Origin of the sequence: Microbacterium sp. R1 (assembly GCF_015159725.1) — a bacterium.
Lineage (GTDB): Bacteria > Actinomycetota > Actinomycetes > Actinomycetales > Microbacteriaceae > Microbacterium > Microbacterium oxydans.
This window is the reverse complement of record NZ_JADDUD010000001.1, coordinates 849762-866703: the sequence shown is the minus strand read 5'-3', so window position 1 is coordinate 866703 and position 16942 is coordinate 849762. Positions and strand designations below refer to the sequence as shown.

18 protein-coding genes and 1 other RNA gene are annotated in these 16942 nt (G+C 69.9%); 3 read left to right on the top strand and 16 right to left on the bottom strand.

Annotation, left to right across the window (positions count from 1 at the left end):
• Window positions 1-12: 12 nt before the first annotated feature.
• The 3 genes from ILP86_RS04320 to ffs all read right to left on the bottom strand — a co-directional run bounded on the left by ILP86_RS04320 (window position 13) and on the right by ffs (window position 1472).
• Window positions 13-705, bottom strand: a complete 693-nt coding sequence (locus ILP86_RS04320; protein ID WP_052748705.1) for a hypothetical protein — start codon at window positions 703-705, stop codon at window positions 13-15.
• Window positions 702-1310 (bottom strand): rhomboid family intramembrane serine protease, encoded by a 609-nt coding sequence (locus ILP86_RS04315; protein WP_193761426.1) that lies wholly within the window; start codon window positions 1308-1310, stop codon window positions 702-704. Before ILP86_RS04315 ends, ILP86_RS04320 begins: the two co-directional genes overlap by 4 nt.
• Window positions 1311-1375: 65 nt before the next feature.
• Window positions 1376-1472, bottom strand: an RNA gene (gene ffs, locus ILP86_RS04310) — signal recognition particle sRNA small type.
• A gap of 158 nt (window positions 1473-1630) precedes the next feature.
• Between ffs and ILP86_RS04305 the strand changes: the two genes are divergently transcribed.
• From ILP86_RS04305 to ILP86_RS04295, 3 genes are read left to right on the top strand one after another with little or no spacing between them, the layout of a single operon-like run.
• Window positions 1631-2620, top strand: a complete 990-nt coding sequence (locus tag ILP86_RS04305; protein ID WP_113681385.1) for a MoxR family ATPase — start codon at window positions 1631-1633, stop codon at window positions 2618-2620.
• A 10-nt stretch (window positions 2621-2630) separates the two neighbouring features.
• A complete protein-coding gene (locus ILP86_RS04300; protein ID WP_058632103.1) occupies window positions 2631-3821 on the top strand; it encodes a DUF58 domain-containing protein in 1191 nt (396 codons plus the stop codon).
• Window positions 3808-6078, top strand: coding sequence for a DUF3488 and transglutaminase-like domain-containing protein (locus ILP86_RS04295; RefSeq protein WP_193761425.1), 2271 nt, complete (start codon window positions 3808-3810; stop codon window positions 6076-6078). Before ILP86_RS04300 ends, ILP86_RS04295 begins: the two co-directional genes overlap by 14 nt.
• A gap of 22 nt (window positions 6079-6100) precedes the next feature.
• On the opposite strand, the gene ILP86_RS04290 is transcribed toward ILP86_RS04295, so the two are convergent.
• From ILP86_RS04290 to mpaB (ILP86_RS04245), 13 genes are all read right to left on the bottom strand, one after another.
• A complete protein-coding gene (locus ILP86_RS04290) occupies window positions 6101-6991 on the bottom strand; it encodes a rhodanese-related sulfurtransferase (RefSeq protein WP_046747896.1) in 891 nt (296 codons plus the stop codon).
• 51 nt (window positions 6992-7042) lie between these two features.
• Window positions 7043-7777: a hypothetical protein gene (locus tag ILP86_RS04285; RefSeq protein ID WP_193761424.1), complete on the bottom strand. Its 735-nt coding sequence runs from the start codon at window positions 7775-7777 to the stop codon at window positions 7043-7045.
• Window positions 7774-8466 (bottom strand): ABC transporter permease, encoded by a 693-nt coding sequence (locus ILP86_RS04280; RefSeq protein WP_308431882.1) that lies wholly within the window; start codon window positions 8464-8466, stop codon window positions 7774-7776. Before ILP86_RS04280 ends, ILP86_RS04285 begins: the two co-directional genes overlap by 4 nt.
• A 32-nt stretch (window positions 8467-8498) precedes the next feature.
• Window positions 8499-9221 (bottom strand): ATP-binding cassette domain-containing protein, encoded by a 723-nt coding sequence (locus tag ILP86_RS04275; RefSeq protein ID WP_046747893.1) that lies wholly within the window; start codon window positions 9219-9221, stop codon window positions 8499-8501.
• Window positions 9218-10909, bottom strand: a complete 1692-nt coding sequence (mpaP, locus tag ILP86_RS04270) for a daptide biosynthesis intramembrane metalloprotease (protein WP_193761422.1) — start codon at window positions 10907-10909, stop codon at window positions 9218-9220. The genes ILP86_RS04275 and mpaP overlap by 4 nt, the downstream gene beginning before the upstream one ends.
• Entirely contained in the window at window positions 10906-11718 is an 813-nt protein-coding gene (mpaM, locus tag ILP86_RS04265; protein ID WP_113681364.1) for a daptide-type RiPP biosynthesis methyltransferase, read from the bottom strand. Before mpaM ends, mpaP begins: the two co-directional genes overlap by 4 nt.
• Window positions 11719-11783: 65 nt before the next feature.
• Window positions 11784-11903, bottom strand: a complete 120-nt coding sequence (mpaA3, locus tag ILP86_RS19890) for an MpaA3 family daptide-type RiPP (protein ID WP_307723493.1) — start codon at window positions 11901-11903, stop codon at window positions 11784-11786.
• Window positions 11904-11939: 36 nt separating this feature from the next.
• Window positions 11940-12065 carry an MpaA2 family daptide-type RiPP gene (gene mpaA2 / locus ILP86_RS19770; protein ID WP_257021928.1) on the bottom strand — a complete coding sequence of 42 codons (126 nt, stop codon included), beginning with the start codon at window positions 12063-12065 and terminating at the stop codon, window positions 11940-11942.
• A gap of 41 nt (window positions 12066-12106) precedes the next feature.
• The gene (gene mpaA1 / locus ILP86_RS19765; protein WP_257021926.1) at window positions 12107-12241 is read right to left on the bottom strand and encodes an MpaA1 family daptide-type RiPP; all 135 of its coding nucleotides are present in this window, start codon (window positions 12239-12241) and stop codon (window positions 12107-12109) included.
• The gene (gene mpaC, locus ILP86_RS04260) at window positions 12242-13432 is read right to left on the bottom strand and encodes a daptide-type RiPP biosynthesis dehydogenase (RefSeq protein ID WP_193761421.1); all 1191 of its coding nucleotides are present in this window, start codon (window positions 13430-13432) and stop codon (window positions 12242-12244) included.
• A complete protein-coding gene (mpaD, locus tag ILP86_RS04255) occupies window positions 13429-14688 on the bottom strand; it encodes a daptide-type RiPP biosynthesis aminotransferase (protein ID WP_193761420.1) in 1260 nt (419 codons plus the stop codon). The genes mpaC and mpaD overlap by 4 nt, the downstream gene beginning before the upstream one ends.
• Entirely contained in the window at window positions 14685-15728 is a 1044-nt protein-coding gene (gene mpaB / locus ILP86_RS04250; protein ID WP_193761419.1) for a daptide biosynthesis RiPP recognition protein, read from the bottom strand. The genes mpaD and mpaB (ILP86_RS04250) overlap by 4 nt, the downstream gene beginning before the upstream one ends.
• Window positions 15728-16780, bottom strand: a complete 1053-nt coding sequence (gene mpaB / locus ILP86_RS04245) for a daptide biosynthesis RiPP recognition protein (protein ID WP_227750906.1) — start codon at window positions 16778-16780, stop codon at window positions 15728-15730. The genes mpaB (ILP86_RS04250) and mpaB (ILP86_RS04245) overlap by 1 nt, the downstream gene beginning before the upstream one ends.
• Between the last annotated feature and the right edge of the window lie 162 nt (window positions 16781-16942).

Here is a 16942-nt window from a genome sequence, read left to right as displayed (position 1 = left end):
AATTGCCTGCCGTCACTCGCACGGTCCGGACAGGGCGTCGACGACGGCCGTGGCATCAGCGCCGAACCGGGAGTAGTAGTCGCGATCGGTGTTGATCTGCACCCGATGGATCGCGTGCGACGGCTCCATCGTCTGCCAGTCGGGGAGCCGTCCGAGCCGCTCGAAGAACAGCGTCGTCGCCGTCGCGGGATCCATCCTCTGCTCGGCGCTGCCCCACCACTCCTGCTGCTGGAACAGTCCGATGCTGGTGGTGCGCGAACCGTCGGGGTTCGTGAATCCGCGCGTCTCCCAGTCGCCGTAGTCGATGTTGCGCAGGCTGCTCTCGCCCATCGCCGTCATCACACCGAGGATCTGCCCGTCCCGTCCGAAGCCGAGCGCTCCCGCCGTGCGGATGATCGTGGCGGCGTTCTCGAGCTGCTCGCCGCTCCAGCCCTCGATCCCCGCCGCGGGGAACGTCTGTGGATCGTCGATGCAGATCGGTGCGGGATCGCGCGCGAGACCGAGCGGGATCAGGACGAAGAGGCCGACGGCCACGATGAGCGCACCGGCGGAAAGCAGAAGGCGCTGCGCGATCTTCCGGCGCCGGAGGCGATTCGCCGCCTGGCGTCGAGCACCGGGCTTGCGCCGACGCTTCGCGGTTCCTCGCCGCGTCGTCTTCCTCGCCGCCGGCTTGCGCTTCGCCCGCGACGCCGGTGCGGCACTCATACGGGCAGGGCTCCGCGCTCGGCTCTCGGGCGGCGACCGACGAAGGCGGCCACGCCGCCGCCGATGGCGCCGAACAGGTGCCCCTGCCAGGAGATGCCCTCGGCGACACCGAAGACGCCGGCGAACATCGATCCCCCGTACACCCCGATCACGACCACGGCGATCACGGCGTACAGGATGCGGTGCGCGACGCGGCCGGGGGCGAACACCCGCATGACGACATAGCCGAAGTAGCCGAACACCAGCCCCGATGCGCCGACCGTGAGTGTGCCCGGCGCGTTGAACACCCAGGTGCCGATGCCGCCGACGAGCGCGACGACGGCCGTGACGGCCCAGAACCGGCGGGTGCCCTCCACGGCGACGAGGCACCCGAGCACCAGGAACGGCACCGAGTTCGCGATGAGATGCTGCCAGTTCGCGTGCAGGAGTGGCCCGAGCACGACGCCCCCGAGTCCGGAGGCGTCCCAGGAGCGCAACCCGAAGCCGGTGAAGGAGCCGGGGAGGATCGCGTCGGCGAACTGCACGACCCACATGGCGACGAGCAGCAGCACCGGTGAGGCGAATCGGCCGAGCGGGTGCTGCGCCTGAGGCGGGGTGACGGTCACCGGACGATTGTCGCAGGTGCAGCCAGGAGACGACTGAGCGTCGGACGGACCCGCCCGCCGGAAATGAAAGTGACCCTCCGCGCACCCAGCAGAGCCCGGTTACCCTTGCTGCGTTTCCGCCCTGGGGGAATTGGCCTGGATGCCGCCACGCGGAGAGCCGTCAACCATCCTAACCCGACCGGCGCCGCGTTTCGAACCGCGCTCCCCTGCGCGCCTATCCGGTGCACGCATCCTCAGGGGAACCTGCCAGAGCGGCGCATCGTGCGCAGGGTTACGATCGAGTGACGCGCACCGCAGCGCCGCGATGTGAGAGGGAACGCATGCCAGAGAACGCCCCCCTGATGCCGGTGACGATCGACGCCGAACGCTTCGCCGCGCAGACGTCGGCCATCCTCGGTTCGATCGGCCAGGTCATCGACGGGAAACCGGATGCGGTGCGCAGCGCTCTCGTATGCCTGCTCGCCGAAGGGCACCTGCTCATCGAGGACGTTCCCGGCGTGGGGAAGACGATGCTCGCCAGGGCTCTCGCCGCCAGCGTGGACGCGACGGTGCGACGCATCCAGTTCACGCCGGATCTGCTGCCGGGCGACGTCACGGGCGTCTCGGTCTACAACCCGGTCGACCGCGAGTTCGAGTTCAAGCGCGGTGCCGTGTTCGCGCACATCGTGATCGCCGACGAGATCAACCGCTCCTCCCCCAAGACGCAGTCCGCCCTGCTGGAGGCGATGGAGGAGGGCCAGGTCACGGTCGACGGCTCCACCCACCAGCTCCCCCAGCCGTTCCTGGTCGTCGCGACCCAGAACCCCCTGGAGATGGAGGGCACGTACGCCCTCCCCGAAGCGCAGCGCGATCGGTTCATGATGCGCATCTCGATGGGATACCCCGACGCCGCGGCCGAGGCCCTCATGCTGCGCCAGCGTGACGTGGTGAGCCCGCTCGCCGCCGTCTCGCCCGTCGCCGATGCGTCCTCGATCTCGCAGCTCATCGCATGGGCACGGTCCGTGCACGTCGCGCCGGCCCTCGAGGAGTACACGGTCGCCCTCGCGCAGGCGACGCGCAACGACCCGAACCTCCACCTCGGCGCCAGCCCCAGGGCCACGCTGCAGCTGGTCAGGGCGGCGAAGGTGTGGGCGGCGCTCGACGGCCGCGACTACGTGATCCCCGATGACATCACTGCCCTGCTCATCCCGGTCCTCGCGCACCGTCTGCTTCCGGCGCGCGGCGCACATCGCACGGGAGCCCAGCCCGTCGAGGCCGCTCTCACCCAGATCGTCGAGCGGGTGCGCGTACCCGTCGCGACCCGTTCCTGACACACCGATCATGCGACGACGACGAGCCCTCACCGGTCGCGGCGCCGGAGCGCTCGTCGCCGCGCTCTGCTGCATGATCGCCGCGAACCTGCTGGGCACCCGCATCCTGCTGTACCTCGGCGTGCTGCTGGCGGCGGTCACGCTCTTCTCCCTCCTCGCCGTCAGGCTGCCCCGACGATCCGGCACCGTCACGCGGCAGATCTCCACCGATCTGCTGACGGTGTCCGAGACGTCCCGCGTGACCGTGCGCTTCTCGCTGCGCGCGATCCGCGTCCCCCGCGGGCTCTGGCACGACGTGCTCCCCGACGCGGTGTCGGGCGACTCCGGCGGCGAGTATCCTCCGGAGAACGGCCAGCTCAGCTACCTGATCACCGGCGTCAGAAGAGGCGTCTGGCCGTTGGGTCCTCTGATGCTGCGCACCGTCGACCCGTTCGGGCTGGCCCAGCGTGAGCAGGCGTTCGGCGAGACCCGGAGCGTCACCGTGGTGCCAGAGGTGTTCGCCCTCGCCCCGCTCGCCGTGCGGGTCGGGGCGGCCGGGGGGACAGCGCACACCTCATCGACCAGGCTCGGACAGGGCAGTGACAACCTCTCGCCGCGCGGCTACATCCCGGGGGATTCGATGCGGCGCATCCACTGGCGTGCCACGGCACACCGCGGTCAGCTCATGGTTCGCCAGGAAGAGGAGGAGTCCAGCCCCGACGCGGTGGTCGTGCTGGACCGGAGCGGGCGCCGCTGGGATACCCAGGGGAGCGACGTTGATCCTGCCTTCGAATCCGCCGTCTCGCTGTGCGCTTCCGCGGCCGTGCATCTGGCCTCCGAGGGGTACAGCGTCGACGTGATCGACAGCGCAGGCACGTTGCTCGGCGCCCTCCGCGGGCACGAGGACGACCGCGACAGCCTGCTCGCAGCGCTCGCGATGGTCACGCCTCGCGGGGAGAGCCGCGACCTGATGGCACTCATCGGAGGCACGCCTCCCGGACCGCTCGTCTACATCACCGGGCGCCTCGATGAGGAGGACGCCACACTGCTGAGGTCGGCGGGCGCCGCAGCGCCGATGCTGTTCAGCACCGAGCTTCTTCCGGGGGCCACCGAAGCGGCGGCACGTCATGGGTGGACCGTCGCGCCCCTCGGCGAGGACATCTCGGCCGCGTGGGAGGATGCCGTCTCCGCACGGATCGGAGTCGGCGATGTTCCGCGCTGAGCACGCCCCGCCGAGCCCCGCCGCCGTCGAGCGCAGGCCGGCGTTCTGGCACCGCGACCACGACGATCCCCCCGGGGCCGTCGGTCCCGGCGCGCTCGCGGCGACGGCGGCACTCGTGGCCATGTGGCCGTTCACCTCGGTGATCGCCCCCGGGGCGTGGTCGTTCACCGTGATCGCGGTCATCGTCGCCGTGGCCGGGTCGGGAATGCTCGCCCGGCACCTGCTGCGTCGCCGGGCTGCCTGGGTGCAGGACCTCGCCACGCTCGCTGTGCAGATCGTGGTCGCCGTCGCCGTGGTGACGCTGCTCATCGCCGGCGATACGGCTCTCTTCGGCATCATCCCGACATCGGAGACCGCGACGCTGTTCGGCGTGCTGGGCGCCTCCGCGGTCGAAGCGGTCGTGTTCGGGTCCGCTCCTCTGGACCCGTCCCCCGGCCTCGCGGCCGCGATGGGCGTCGGCTTCGCGGGGGTCGCCATCCTGCTCGACCACCTCGTGGCGCACCGGTCGGCCGTGCTGGCGGTGCTCCTGACCGGAGTCGTCGGCGCGGTGCCGATGATCGTCACGCTCGGCGACACCAACGTCGCCTGGTTCGTGCTGTTCGGCGTGATCGCACTGCTGCTGCTCCGCTACACGGCCAGGAAGCATCCCGAGTCCCCTCGCCGTTCGTCGACGTCTCTGGCTGTGGCGGTGGGGGCTGCCGCGCTTGCGACGACCGTGGCCATCGCCCCACTGCTTCCCGTCACCGCGAGCCTTGCCGGCAACGGAACCGGGGTGACCGTGGACGCCTCGCTGCGCCTCGGTGACGATCTGCGACAGCCGAACCCGGTCGAGGTGCTCACGGTGGCCGCCGAGGGCGAGACCGCGCCCTACCTGCGCCTGACCACCCTCTCCCGCTTCGACGGCCGCGTCTGGCAGCCCGACGACAGCGATCTGCAGGCGCAGGACGACGGGTTCGGGCCCCCGGAATGGGCAGAGGACATCGCGACGGAGGAACAGAACACCTCGATCAGGGTGCTGCGGATGTCGAGCTCCTGGCTACCCGTGCCCTATCCCGCAACCGCCGTGCAGGGCCTCAGCGACGCGTGGCGGATCGCTCCGGACAATCGCACGCTCTACTCCCGGGGCGCGGACGCCGTCGGCAACGACTACACGGTCACCTCCACGCGGCTCATCCCCACCCTCGAACAGATCAGGGCGGTCGATGCCGCGTCGCCGGTGGTCGAACCCGACGCCGAACCGGTCGAGCTGCCGGGCATCATCAGCGAGCTCGCCGACGATGTGACCGCGGCCGCGAGCACGGACTACGACCGGCTCGTCGCGCTGCAGAACTGGTTCCGCTCGCAGTTCACCTATTCACTCGAGACGCCGGTGGAAGAGGGCTTCGACGGGACGGGAGCCGACGCCGTCGCGGAGTTCCTCGACGTCCGCTCCGGATACTGCGTGCATTTCGCCGGGGCGTTCGCTCTGATGGCGGAGAGCCTCGACATGCAGGTGCGCATCGTCGTGGGGTACCTCCCCGGCTCCCTCACCGACGAGAAGCGCGGCAGCGAGTCGGTGTTCTCCGTGACCAGCGACCGGCTGCACTCCTGGCCGGAGGTGCTGTTCCCCGGCATCGGATGGGTGCCCTTCGAGCCCACCGCCTCCCTGGGCGTGCCCACCGCGTTCCGTCCCGGAGCGACGCAGGGCGGCAGCGCCGGAACCCCGTCGACACCCGCTCCGACCACGGCGCCGCAGGCCGAGGAGACGTCCGGTCCGGAGATCGATCGCAACGACGCCGGAGGCGACTCGGCCAGCAGCGACGAGCTGCGTCGCCTCGACCCGACGCCGGTCGTCTTCACTGCGTTCGGCGTCGCCGTGGTGCTCCTGCTTCCTGCGATGATCCGCCTCGTGGAACACCGCATGCGCCTGAGCAGAGCGCGCCGAGGGGACTCCGCGGCTGCATGGGCCGAGTTGCGGGATACGCTGATCGACCTGCAGATCCCCGTCTCGGACGCCGACACCCCCCGAGTGCGCGCAGCCGGCCTGGTGGCACAGCATCAGGTCCCTGCCGAGGCGATGCGGCAGCTCACGGACGCGGTCGAGCGCTCGAACTACGCCCGCGCCGACGAGAGGGCCGACGATCTCTCCGAGCCCCTGAAGGAGGTGCTGACCGGATTGCGTCGGAGCGCCGACCGCAGGACGAGGGTGCAGGCGGTGGTGCTGCCGCGTTCCCTGTACGCTCCGCGAGCCGCCGAGCCGGGCGTGACGACGGCCTGAGCAGTGCCGCGGTGCCGACCGCTCAGGCGGCGTGAGCGGTGCAGCGCACGGCGTCGCAGCCTTCGCAGACCACGAACTGCGATCGACACGACAGATCGGGGCAGTTCGCGGTGCGCTTGGTCGGCGCGCCGCACCCGACGCATTCCCCGATGACGGCTGCGTGGTCGGAGAAGTCGACGGACCCTCGACCATCGAACACGTAGAGCGATCCGTCCCAGAGCCCGTCGTCGCCGAACTTCTCGCCGTATCGGACGATGCCGCCTTCGAGCTGATACACCTCACCGAACCCGCGGGCCGTCATCAGGCTGGAAAGCACCTCGCAGCGGATGCCACCGGTGCAGTACGTGACGACGGGCTTGCCCTTCAAGTCGTCGTAGACGCCGGAGTCGAGGAGCTCGACGAAGTCCCTGGTGGTCTCGGTGTCGGGCACGACGGCCCCGCGGAAGCGCCCGATCTGCGCCTCGAGGGCGTTCCTCCCGTCGAAGAACACCACGTCGTCGCCGCGCTCTTCCACGAGGCCGTGCAGTTCCTCCGGGGTCAGCCGGGTGCCGCCGCCGACCACACCGTCCTCGTCGACGCGAAGCTCCCCCGGTGCGCCGAACGACACGATCTCGTCACGCACCTTGACGCTGAGCTTCGGGAAGTCGAGGCTGCGACCCTCGGCGTCCAGACCGGTCCCCTCGCTCCATTTGATGTCGGCACCGGCGAACGGGCGGTATGAGCGGAACGAACGCAGCCACTTCTTGAGCGCGGTGATGTCGCCGCCGAGCGTGCCGTTGATGCCGTCCTTCGAGATGAGCAGGCGTCCGCGCAGGCCGAGTGCCTCGCCGAGGTCACGCTGCCAGACGCGCACGGCATCCGGGTCGGCCAGAGGGGTGAACGCGTAGAAGAGGACGATCTTTGGTGTTGCCACCTAGGGATTTTACGTCGTCCGCCTGCGCCACCCGTATCCCCCGTCGCGCGATCATCTCACGTCGCGGGAAAGGAAAGCGGCTCCTCCCGCGATCAGTGCGGCGAGCACCCATTCGGCGGAGACCAGGAGAGCGACAGGCCCGGTCAGCTCCTGATGCGGTGGGATCCCCACTGCGCCCACGTCGAACCGGAAGCCTTCGAGCAATGCGAGAAGCGGCAGATACGCGGCACCGGTGCTCCAGAACGTCGCGACGATGACCGCCACCCCCATCGAGAGAGCCGAGACGAAGAGTGCCGCGAGGTGGGCTTGCACGATGAGTCCGATCCCCATCCCCCAGAGGGAGGCGAGCGCGCCGAGCACGAGGGTGGAGAGAAGCACCGACCACTCCACCGGGAGTCCTCCCATGACGATCGTCAGCGCCGAGTGTCCGCCGAGCACGGCCGCGAGCGCGACCACGGCACCGCCCACCGCGCACGTGATCGTCCTGACCAGGAGCATCACCCACCGTCGCTGCATCGTCAGACGTTGCGCGACCACCCCGTCCCGACGGTCGATCGTGTACCGGAACGAGCCGTAGACGGCGGCGAGGATCCCCGCGTAGGTCGCGAGGACGGTGCTGAGCGGGGCTGCGAGCTCCGCGTGGGCGTCGACGGAGGCGTTCGCGACCTCGGACGGGATGCTCGCCGCCAGGGTGAGCGACATCGCGAACGCCGCGACCGCGACCCCGAGGAGGACGACATCGCCCGCGAGGCTGCGCGCCTGAGCCCGCAGAGCCCGACCGATCACGCAGCGCTCCGGCGCCCTCGCACCCAGGCGATCGCGAGCAGCCCGAACGTCCACGCGAGCCCGACGGCGACGGCAGGGGCGAGCTCCAGCAGCCTGCCCTGATACCCGGGCACACCGATGGCGGCGATGGCCAGGCCGGGCGAGAACTTCGCGACCTCCGGCGCCGTGCGCAGCAGTGCGGACTCCAGCGCCATCGGGAACACGAGGACGATGATCGCCGTGGCGTAGTAGTTCTGCGTGATCCAGCCGATCGCGCCGCCGATGAGCGCACCGAGAATCGTGCCGACGAGAGCCCCCGCGTAGATGCGCCAGGCTTCCTGGGTGAGGGTCGGAGCCACACCGTCCTGAACGAGGAAGACGAAGACGCCCGCGGTCCACAGCGCGAAGACACCGAGCGACAAGGCGACGGCCACTGCCACGCCTGCCACGAGTTTTCCGCCGAAGGTTCGCGGGAACCCCACTGCCGTGAGCGTCCTGTCCATCGACGCGTAGTAGTACTCCCTGGTCACCGCGTAGGCGCTGACGAACGCGGCGGAGATCACCGACCACGCCAGCGGCTCGAGGAGACGAGAGGTCGCCACGCCGGCGGCGACACCCTCGAGGTCGAAGCGCGACCCGTCGGAGAAGAGCACGAACAGCGGCATGAGCACCGCGACGAGGTAGACGGCGAGAACCGAGGGACCGCTCACGGACCGCAGCATCTCCCCGCGGATGACACCCCTCATGCCGATGCTCCCTCGACGAGATCGAAATACCTGCTCTCGAGCGAGTCGACGTCTCCCGCCACGAGCTCGCTGAGCGGGCCGGCGAAGAGCGCGCGACGCTTGATGACCACGACCTGGTCGACGACCTGTTCGAGTTCCGGGAGCTGATGGCTGGAGACCAGGACCGTCCCTCCCCGCGCGACGAAGTCACGGAGGAAGCGGCGGAGCCAGCGGATGCCGTCGGGATCGAGGCCGTTCGCCGGCTCGTCGAGGATGAGGGTGCGTGGAGAGCCGATCAGTGCGGCCGCCAGACCGAGTCGCTGCGTCATGCCCGTCGAGAAGGCCTTCACCCGACGACGGGCATCATCCGCGAGCCCGACCTCTTCGAGCACCTCGTCCACGCGTCGACGGGGCGCTCCGGCTGCGAGTCGGCAGATCTCCAGATGCCGCCGCGCGGTGATGCCCGGTTCGAACCCGAAGCCGTCCATATGCACTCCGACGCGCGACGCCGGATCGCGCCGCGCCGCGAAAGGCTCCCCGTCGATCAGACAGTCGCCGCTCGTGGGCCTGAGCAGACCGACGATGGCCCGCAGGGTCGTCGATTTGCCCGCGCCGTTCGGCCCGAGCAGACCGACGATCGAACCGCGCGGCACGGCGAACGACAGGTCCTCGACCGCCGCCCGATGCCCGAACCTCTTGGTGAGCGCTCGCACCTCGATCGCAGGCTGGTTCGTCTTCATTGCCTCTCCTCCTCTTCTGCCCACAGGGGCGACAGCGGCGCCATCACACCCCGCGTCCAGAGCATCTGCCACACGTTGGTCGTTCCGAGGTCGATACGGGCCTGGCCGGTCGACGGGAGTCTCCGCTCCGGCATCTCCACGTCGACGGTCCCGACGACCACGGCGGGAACAGTCAGTCCCTCGGCCCTGACGGGGAACAGGGCGTCCACGGGAACCGTGATCGGTTGCGGCGGCTGGGGGCGGACACTGCCCACCCCCAGCGGTTCGTTCATGAGGATGCCGCGACTGCTCAACAGCACGCGGGCGCCGTCGGGCACCTCGACCGCGGTCCTTTCGCCTCCCTGGACGAGGCTCACCCGACCGTCGTCGGCGACGAACCCGAACGTCGCCGTGGCGGGAACGGGCAGCAGCGTGCCGGTGATCACGACCGCCGCAGCCAGGGCGACACACACTCCGACGAAGCGGACTCGGGAGACACCGGAGCGCAGCACGCGGGAGAGCGCGCGCACCAGCAGGCCGCAGCCCACCAGGACGACGACGGCTTCGAGCGCGACCACGAACAGACCGAGCACCGGTCCCCCGTCGGCGAACGCGTGCACCGTCCTGGTCACCACGAGCACGACCATCACGACCGGGGCGAGCAGGCTCGCGAGACCGAACGGCACGCTCCACCACGTCTGCACGCTCCGGTTCACCGGCGCTCCGCCGAACAGCCGGCGGCTCAGCGCGTTCGCACCGTCGCTGATGGTCCTGCCACGGAGGTTCGGCGTGTCGAGGGCGTTCACCAGGGCGATGTAGCCGTCGAATCGCACGAACGGGATGAGGTTCACGAGCACGATGACGACGCAGGACGTGGCCAGAAGCAGCAGCACGTCTCTGACCGTGGACCGGGGCGCGGCGAGCGCGAGCAGCACCGCGGCCGCCGCCACGACGGCGTGCACCGCCGGACCTGCGAGCGCGACGGCCACGCGGTGTCGTCGGTCGGCGAGACGCCATCCGTCCGTGACGTCGACGAAGAACGCGGGTGTGAGATAGAAGATCATGAACCCGGCTCGTCGGGGACTGCCGCCGAACCTGGTGAGGGTGAGCCCGTGAGCACCCTCGTGGAGCAGGGTGATGAGCGAGAGCAGGACGATCAGCGTCAGCACCGCCCCCAGCGGCAACGGCCGGGTGAGGACGTCTCGCAGGTCGCCGGCCTGCAGGATCGCGGCCACCAACCCGGCGCAGAGGAGCACGGCCACAGATGCCACAAGCACGCGAGAGGACGGGCGGAAGACTGCGCCGTCGAGACGTGCGAAGAGGGTGGGCGCGCGAACGGTCGCGAATTGCAGGGTGAACGGCGGCCGGTAGCTGATGCGCCCGGGTGCGCGCTTCGCACCGCCCTCGAGCAGTCCGTTGTCCCGGAACCGTCCGACCAGTCGCAGAAAGCTCTCCGGCGATTCCGACGCGGCGAACCGTCGGTGCAGTGCCTGCACCGTGGTCCCGCCGTCCATCGCCGTCAGCAGTTCGATGACCGCGGGCGACACCCTCGACGATGGCACCCCGTCGACGACGGCGATCCACGCCGCGTCCTCGCCCGTGCTCTCGAAGACGACACCGTGGGCCAGCAGCGGGCAGGTGTCGGCTCCCAGCGGCTCCGTCGCCGGGGATGCCCGCCTACGGGAGAGCTTCCGAAGAACCGCCGTCATCCCGTGCCTCCCGGGGAGCGACCTCGCGATGTCGTGAGCAGGAGGATGTCCGTTCCCCCCGGCGAACGGACGGGAGCGACATCGGGCGCGGCGAATCCCGCCTCGACGAGTTCGCTCGACAGGACCTCGTGACCGAGCACGTGCAAGCGGCTGGTGAGCACGGGCACCGATGCACCGGCGTCGATGTCGGACGCTCGAACCCAGTTGACCACGCGGACGGCGCCGCCTTCCTCGATCTGCTGCGAGAAGAGATAGGTGTCCGTTCCGGCGGTTCCGGGGACCGTGATCTCCTCGTCTCTCGCCGACGCCAGGCTCTCCGCGGCGGCGCCACCCGCGACGGTCAGGGCGAAGACCCCGTCCGGGGTGAGGTGCTCATGCACGCGCGCGAACAGCAGCGATCGATCCTCGCGGTCGAGCAGGGTCACGGATGTGGCTCCGAGCACGATGAGCCCGTAGCGGCGTCCGAGGTGGAAATCGCGCATGTCCGCGACGACGCAGTCGAGCCTCGGGTGGTCGGGCATCGCACGGCGGAGGTGCGAGAGCATGTCTCGCGAGGTGTCGATCGCGGTCACCTGCTTGCCGGATCGCAGCAGCGGGATCGTCAGTCGCCCGCTCCCCGCCGCGATGTCGAGCACGGGGTCGGCGGTGACTCTCGCGAGCCCCAGCACCTCGCGGACCTCCACGCGATCAGGGCCGACGAGCCGCTCGTAGAAGTCCGTCCCCGCCCCGGTGTACAGGTCGAGCGGCTGCGCCACGGCATCGGCGCTGTCGAGAAGTGCCGACACGGTGTCGGTGATCAGGTCTGGCATTTCGGTTCATGGCCTCTCTGGGATCGGAGGGGAAGTGCGGGCGAGAGGACCCGCCCGCACTCCGGTCAGGTCGCGATGGCTGCCGCCCCGCCGATGATGGCGATGATGTAGCTCGCGTGCTCCCACCATTCGGTGGGCGCGTCGATCTGTTCGAGTTCCGAGAACTCCAGCGACGTCGTCTGCACAGTGCACCTCCTTCGATTGGTCCGTTCGGCAGCTGTCTAGGTCAGAGCGAGAATTCCGATGATGACGCCCACGGCGAATCCCCGCATGTAGTCATCGGTGTCGTTCAGCGCGTCCATGGCTTCGAGCTCTGTGAATTCGAGCGTCGGCATTGCGGCTTGCATGTTTCCTCCTTTCCGATGTCGACCACCTCGTCGGGATCGCGTCAGGTGGCAGCGGCCGCGCCGATCCCGATGAGGACCAGAGCACCGATCACGCCCTGATAGAAGCTGTCCCAGCTCGGCGCCTCCATCGCGTCCAGCTCCTGGAACTGGATCGTCTTCTGCGTGTTCTCCTTCATTCACTTCACCTCCTTCGGCTCGAACATCGACGGTCGGTCACCTGCACCGACCGCGTGGCTGCTCCAGCGGGATTCGCGGAGCACGTCGTGGAAGTCGCCTTCGACCAGGCCGGGCAGCATCGGCTGACGGTTTCCCCATGCGCGCTCCGTGGTGAGTGCGATGTGGCGCATCTCAGGGGCCGCGGGGCGTGACGGAAGCGGGATCCGCCATCGCTCGACGAGTGCCTCGATGCCGGTGGCGGGATCGACGGGCAGGTCGATCACGCCGGCGACCTCGGTCCAGAAGCGCTCCAGGCTGCGCGCATCGCCCCATCGTGAGTCCCCGGCGCCGATGCGGCGCCAGACGGCGCCGCAGACCGCCGCCGTGGCGACCATCTTGCGAACACCCAGTCGGAACGCCACCTCGTTCGCGAGGTACCAGTGCCGCGCGCTGAAGGGATCGCCCCCACGCAGCGCCGATGTGCGCTGCGTGGCGGCGCTGAGACGTGCCAGACGCGATCGTCCCGCAGTCGAGACGGTGTCGTGCGACGCCGCCGCGAGGAGGGCCCTGCCGAGGACGCTGGCGTCTCTGCGCGCTCTGTCCGTTCGCCGAGGACTCGTCGAGGCACCGGCGACACGGAGGAACGCCTCCAGCGCCCCCTCGGTCACCGCCGCGGAGGGGAGGGAGCTCAGCTGGCGCGGATCGAGCACGGCATGCCGCGGTCGCAGAGCACGGCCGACGATGAGACGGTAGCCCTGGTCGTTCTCGAGAACGGCCACGCAGTTCGTCTCCGACGAGGTGCCGAGCGTGGTCGGCACAGCCAGGAGGTCGACAGCCGGCGCCGCATCGGGCAGTACGGTGAGGGCCGATCGCGACGCGTGGCCGATGGCGTAGTCGAACATCCGTCGAGACACGAGCACGAGCGCGGCGATCTTGCTCGCATCGAGAATGCTCCCGCCCCCGACGGCCACGACCCTCCGCGGCGGACGGCGGATGATCTGCCGCGCGATCTCCCGCACGGTCGTCACGTCCGCCCGTTGCGCGTCGACGTCGATCCGCTGTGCCGCGCATCCGGCCAGGTGCGACGACGGGACGGCCGTGTCCGCGATCACGAGGGTGTCGTGTCCGGCGGTGAGGCGCGTGATCGTGCGCGATGCGCTCCCGTCTCCGTGCCACAGCGTGGGCACACGCGCCGAGAAGTCCGTGATCATGCCGCTGCACCCCGCGTGTGGGCGAGCCCCGCTCGCACCGCGGTCTCGGTCTCGCGGAGCTCCGCCGCGTCGAATCCGTACGCGGGTATCAGCTCGATGGAGCTCGGGCCCGGCTGCACCAGCACACCGCAGCGGGCGATGGCCGAGACGACCTCCAGCACCTCCGGGCCGGACAGCCCCGTCTCGTCGGGGTGTCGCAGACCCAGACCGACGAAGCATCCGCTCCCGGTGATCTCGGTCACCACGCCGTCCGCTTTCAGCCGCGCGGCCAGGTCCTGCACCTCGGTCGCGAGCGCCTGGGTGACGGTCTCCACGTCGATGCGCCGCAGTTCCTCGATCACCGCGACGATGGCCGCGGCACACGCCGGGGTTCCGGCCTGCGTCTCACCGTGGACGAACGTCCACCCGCCTCGGACGAATGCCGTGGCGATACGCGGACCGATCAGGAGGGCGGCGGCGCCCATCACGCCGTTCGTCAGCGCTTTCGAGAGGATGAGCACGTCGGGCGGCGCGGCCCACCTGTCGGTGGCGAACATGGTCCCGGTGCGCCCGAATCCCGTCGCGACCTCGTCCGCGACGATCAGGAATCCGTACTGTTCGCGCAGTGCGAGAAGGCGCTCGACGAACGCACGGGACAGCGCATATGCGCCGCTGCCGAGCACGGGCTCCACGACCACCGAGGCCACTCTGGCGCCTTCCCGCTGCAACAGCGCAGCCAGCTCCTCGCCGTCGTCGGCGTGGGAGACGTGGCGGACCGCGCGACGGTCGACGCCGTAGACGGACTGCAGCAGGTCGTCCCCGCTGAGGACGTGGCTGCCGTACATGGTGCCGTGATAGCTGCCCTTCAACCCCACGACCAGCGACCGAGCCGCCGAGCCGGTCTGCGCCCAGTACTGCCGTGCGAGCTTCATGGCCGCGTCGTTCGCCGCACCACCCGAGGTGGAGAAGATGACCCGGTCGTACCGGCCAGGACCGGCGAGCTCGATGAGGGCATCCGCCGCGTCTTCGGCGTAGCGATGCGGCGCCCGGAACAGCGACAGGTACGACGCGTCACGCGTGACCCTGGCGACGGCCTCGCCGATGGCCGGGTTCCCGAAACCGAGCGGCACGTTCCAGAGTCCGCTCGTGGCGCACAGGCGCGTGGAGCCGTCGGCGAACGCGATCCGGTGTCCGGTGGCGCCGACGGCGACGCGATCCGGCGCGAAGGTCGTGTCCGCGGGGAGCATCGACGTCCACAGGGCGTGCGGTGCGGTCATCGTGGCGCCTCCTCCGTAAGCCGTCCGGAGAGAGGTCTGCCGCCGTGGATCCCCAGCGCGATGACCGCCTCGCGGCACAGCGCTCTGGCGTGGTCGTCCGGAATGCCGAGCGCGCGGGCCACGCGTTCCGTCGCGCGGTCGGGTGTGCTCGAGGTCTGGACGAGGGCCACGACGCGGGCCGTCTGCGGTGAGAGCAGCTGACGACGCAGAGTCGTCGTGTCCGCGAGCACGAAGTCTTCCGGGGTGTCGAGGAGGAAGGGGTCCGATGAGCGGGGCTCGGCGTCGGCGAGGTCGTCGTCGACGAGCAGCCAGCCGAAGCCCGAGATCCGCGCCGTCCCGTTCCCGAGCCCGAGCATCTTGATGAGGTCGGTGGCCCGGAGGTAGCGCCCGATCCACTCGTGAGCTCCGAGGTCGCCGGCGATCCGCTCCCTCGGCGCGATGCCGGACAGGGAGGCCGCGCGCGGCAACGGGGTGGCGAGGATCGCAGGCAGGTCGCCGACCTCTCCGAGCACCTCGCCCTGCACGCCCGCTCTGACCGATCCGTCGTCACCGATGCGCAACGCGCTCGGGACATCGAAGCCGTCGGGCGCTGACAGCGTGTGTCGATCGGCCAACAGCACGCGCGGATCGATCAACGCCGTCGGGAACACCCCGGTGTCCCGAGCGAGTTCCGCGTCGTCGATGAAGGCCTGCCAGCTGGAGGCATCGAAGAATCGGACCGCCGTGGGCCCGATGATCTGGATGAACGCCGCGGCGACGTAGTCCTGGAGCTCGACGCCGCGCTCACCGAAGAACACCTCGTCCCCGGGCTCACTCACGGCGCCGTCGTACCTGCCGACGCCGGCGACGCCCTCCCACGACGGGGTGCCCTCGGGCAGCAGGACCAGGTCGTCGCTGCCCGCCACGTGGCGGACGGCATCCGTCTCAGCACCGCGCTCCACGAAGAAGATCCGTGAGTGATGCTCCCGCTCTCCGGTGATCCACTCCCGGAATGCTCGCGCTCCGAGGAGGTGCGGATCCGTCGCGTTCTGCCCGGGCATCAGGAGGCGGCCCGCCGACTCGCGCCGAGATCGATCCCCGCATCGCGCAGCTGGTCGCCGAGTCTGTGTATCAGCGGCGCGATGCCCGTCGGCCGCACGCCGAGTTCGAAGGCCAGCAACCCTGTCGCCGATGACTCGTCTCCGGTGGCCAGCAGGCATTCGGTTGCCCGCGCAGCATCGATTCCGAGTCGGAGATGTATGCGGCGATGCGGATCGACCAGGACATACTCCTCTCCGTCGTCCGTCATGAGCAGAGGAGCGTCGGCCGACACGACGACGGGAAACGCCGCACTCTCGTCCAGGGCTCTGATGAGGTGTCCCCCGAAGCCGGAGATGGTCGGACGGCCACGGCTCCCGCGCCAATCCCGCAGCGCCTCGAGCGCTGCCAGGTAGCGCCCGAACCACGGACGGTCGTCGAGGTCGGCATCGAGCACGCGAGGATCCATGATGCGGGCGAACGGCCTTCCGCGTCCGCCGACTCCGTCGGCGGCGACCCGCACTTCCGCTCTCGCGTCGCCCACCTGGCCGAGTAGCGCTCCGTCCCGGCCGTCGCGATACTCTCCGTCCGCCGTCACGTGCACGCGGACGAGGCCGCCACCGCACGCAGGGCTGGCGAGGAACGACGCGCGGGATTCCAGAGTCGCCATGGGGCTCAGCAGCTGGCCGACGAAGATCCCGTCGTCTCTGGCCGTGTCGGCATCGCTGAGGAAGGCAGCAAGCCCTTCGGCACTTCCCTGACGGATGACGGTGGGCGAGACGATCGAGAGGAACGGCGCGGCGACGTACTCCTGCAGCTCGACCACGTGATGAGCGTCGAGCACCAGCCGGTCACCCGGCTCGCGGAAACGACCGCCGTACTCCATGACGTTCTCCTGCGCGAACGAGGTCGAACGCGACGGCGTGAACACGACGTCGTTCCGCTCCGCCTCCCGGAGCACATCGGCCAGATGCGTCGCCGTCTCGAGGAAGAACACCGCCCCATCGCCGAGAGCACGCCGTCCGCTCACGTATTGCTCGAAAGCCGTCACGGTGCGGTGGCTGCGTCTCGTCATCGTCGAACTCGCCTGCATGCTTCCCCCAGAGAAACGTCGTATCGCGATCGAAGACGATACGTCCTCACATGAGGCTATACACGTGACGGGTGACGTGCAATATTTCACATCGATGGACGTTCGCGCGCGGACTCCCGCCCTGTCACGCAGCCCTCCCCGCAT

Coding starts and splice junctions, on each gene's coding strand:
- mpaB (WP_227750906.1), bottom strand. CDS start 16,780: ATGACGAGACGCAGCCACCGCACCGTGACGGCTTTCGAGCAATACGTG.
- ILP86_RS04295 (WP_193761425.1), top strand. CDS start 3,808: ATGTTCCGCGCTGAGCACGCCCCGCCGAGCCCCGCCGCCGTCGAGCGC.
- mpaD (WP_193761420.1), bottom strand. CDS start 14,688: ATGACCGCACCGCACGCCCTGTGGACGTCGATGCTCCCCGCGGACACG.
- ILP86_RS04275 (WP_046747893.1), bottom strand. CDS start 9,221: ATGAAGACGAACCAGCCTGCGATCGAGGTGCGAGCGCTCACCAAGAGG.
- ILP86_RS04320 (WP_052748705.1), bottom strand. CDS start 705: ATGAGTGCCGCACCGGCGTCGCGGGCGAAGCGCAAGCCGGCGGCGAGG.
- ILP86_RS04305 (WP_113681385.1), top strand. CDS start 1,631: ATGCCAGAGAACGCCCCCCTGATGCCGGTGACGATCGACGCCGAACGC.
- mpaA2 (WP_257021928.1), bottom strand. CDS start 12,065: ATGCAAGCCGCAATGCCGACGCTCGAATTCACAGAGCTCGAAGCCATG.
- ILP86_RS04300 (WP_058632103.1), top strand. CDS start 2,631: ATGCGACGACGACGAGCCCTCACCGGTCGCGGCGCCGGAGCGCTCGTC.
- mpaA1 (WP_257021926.1), bottom strand. CDS start 12,241: ATGAAGGAGAACACGCAGAAGACGATCCAGTTCCAGGAGCTGGACGCG.
- mpaM (WP_113681364.1), bottom strand. CDS start 11,718: ATGCCAGACCTGATCACCGACACCGTGTCGGCACTTCTCGACAGCGCC.
- mpaB (WP_193761419.1), bottom strand. CDS start 15,728: ATGCCCGGGCAGAACGCGACGGATCCGCACCTCCTCGGAGCGCGAGCA.
- mpaP (WP_193761422.1), bottom strand. CDS start 10,909: ATGACGGCGGTTCTTCGGAAGCTCTCCCGTAGGCGGGCATCCCCGGCG.
- mpaC (WP_193761421.1), bottom strand. CDS start 13,432: ATGATCACGGACTTCTCGGCGCGTGTGCCCACGCTGTGGCACGGAGAC.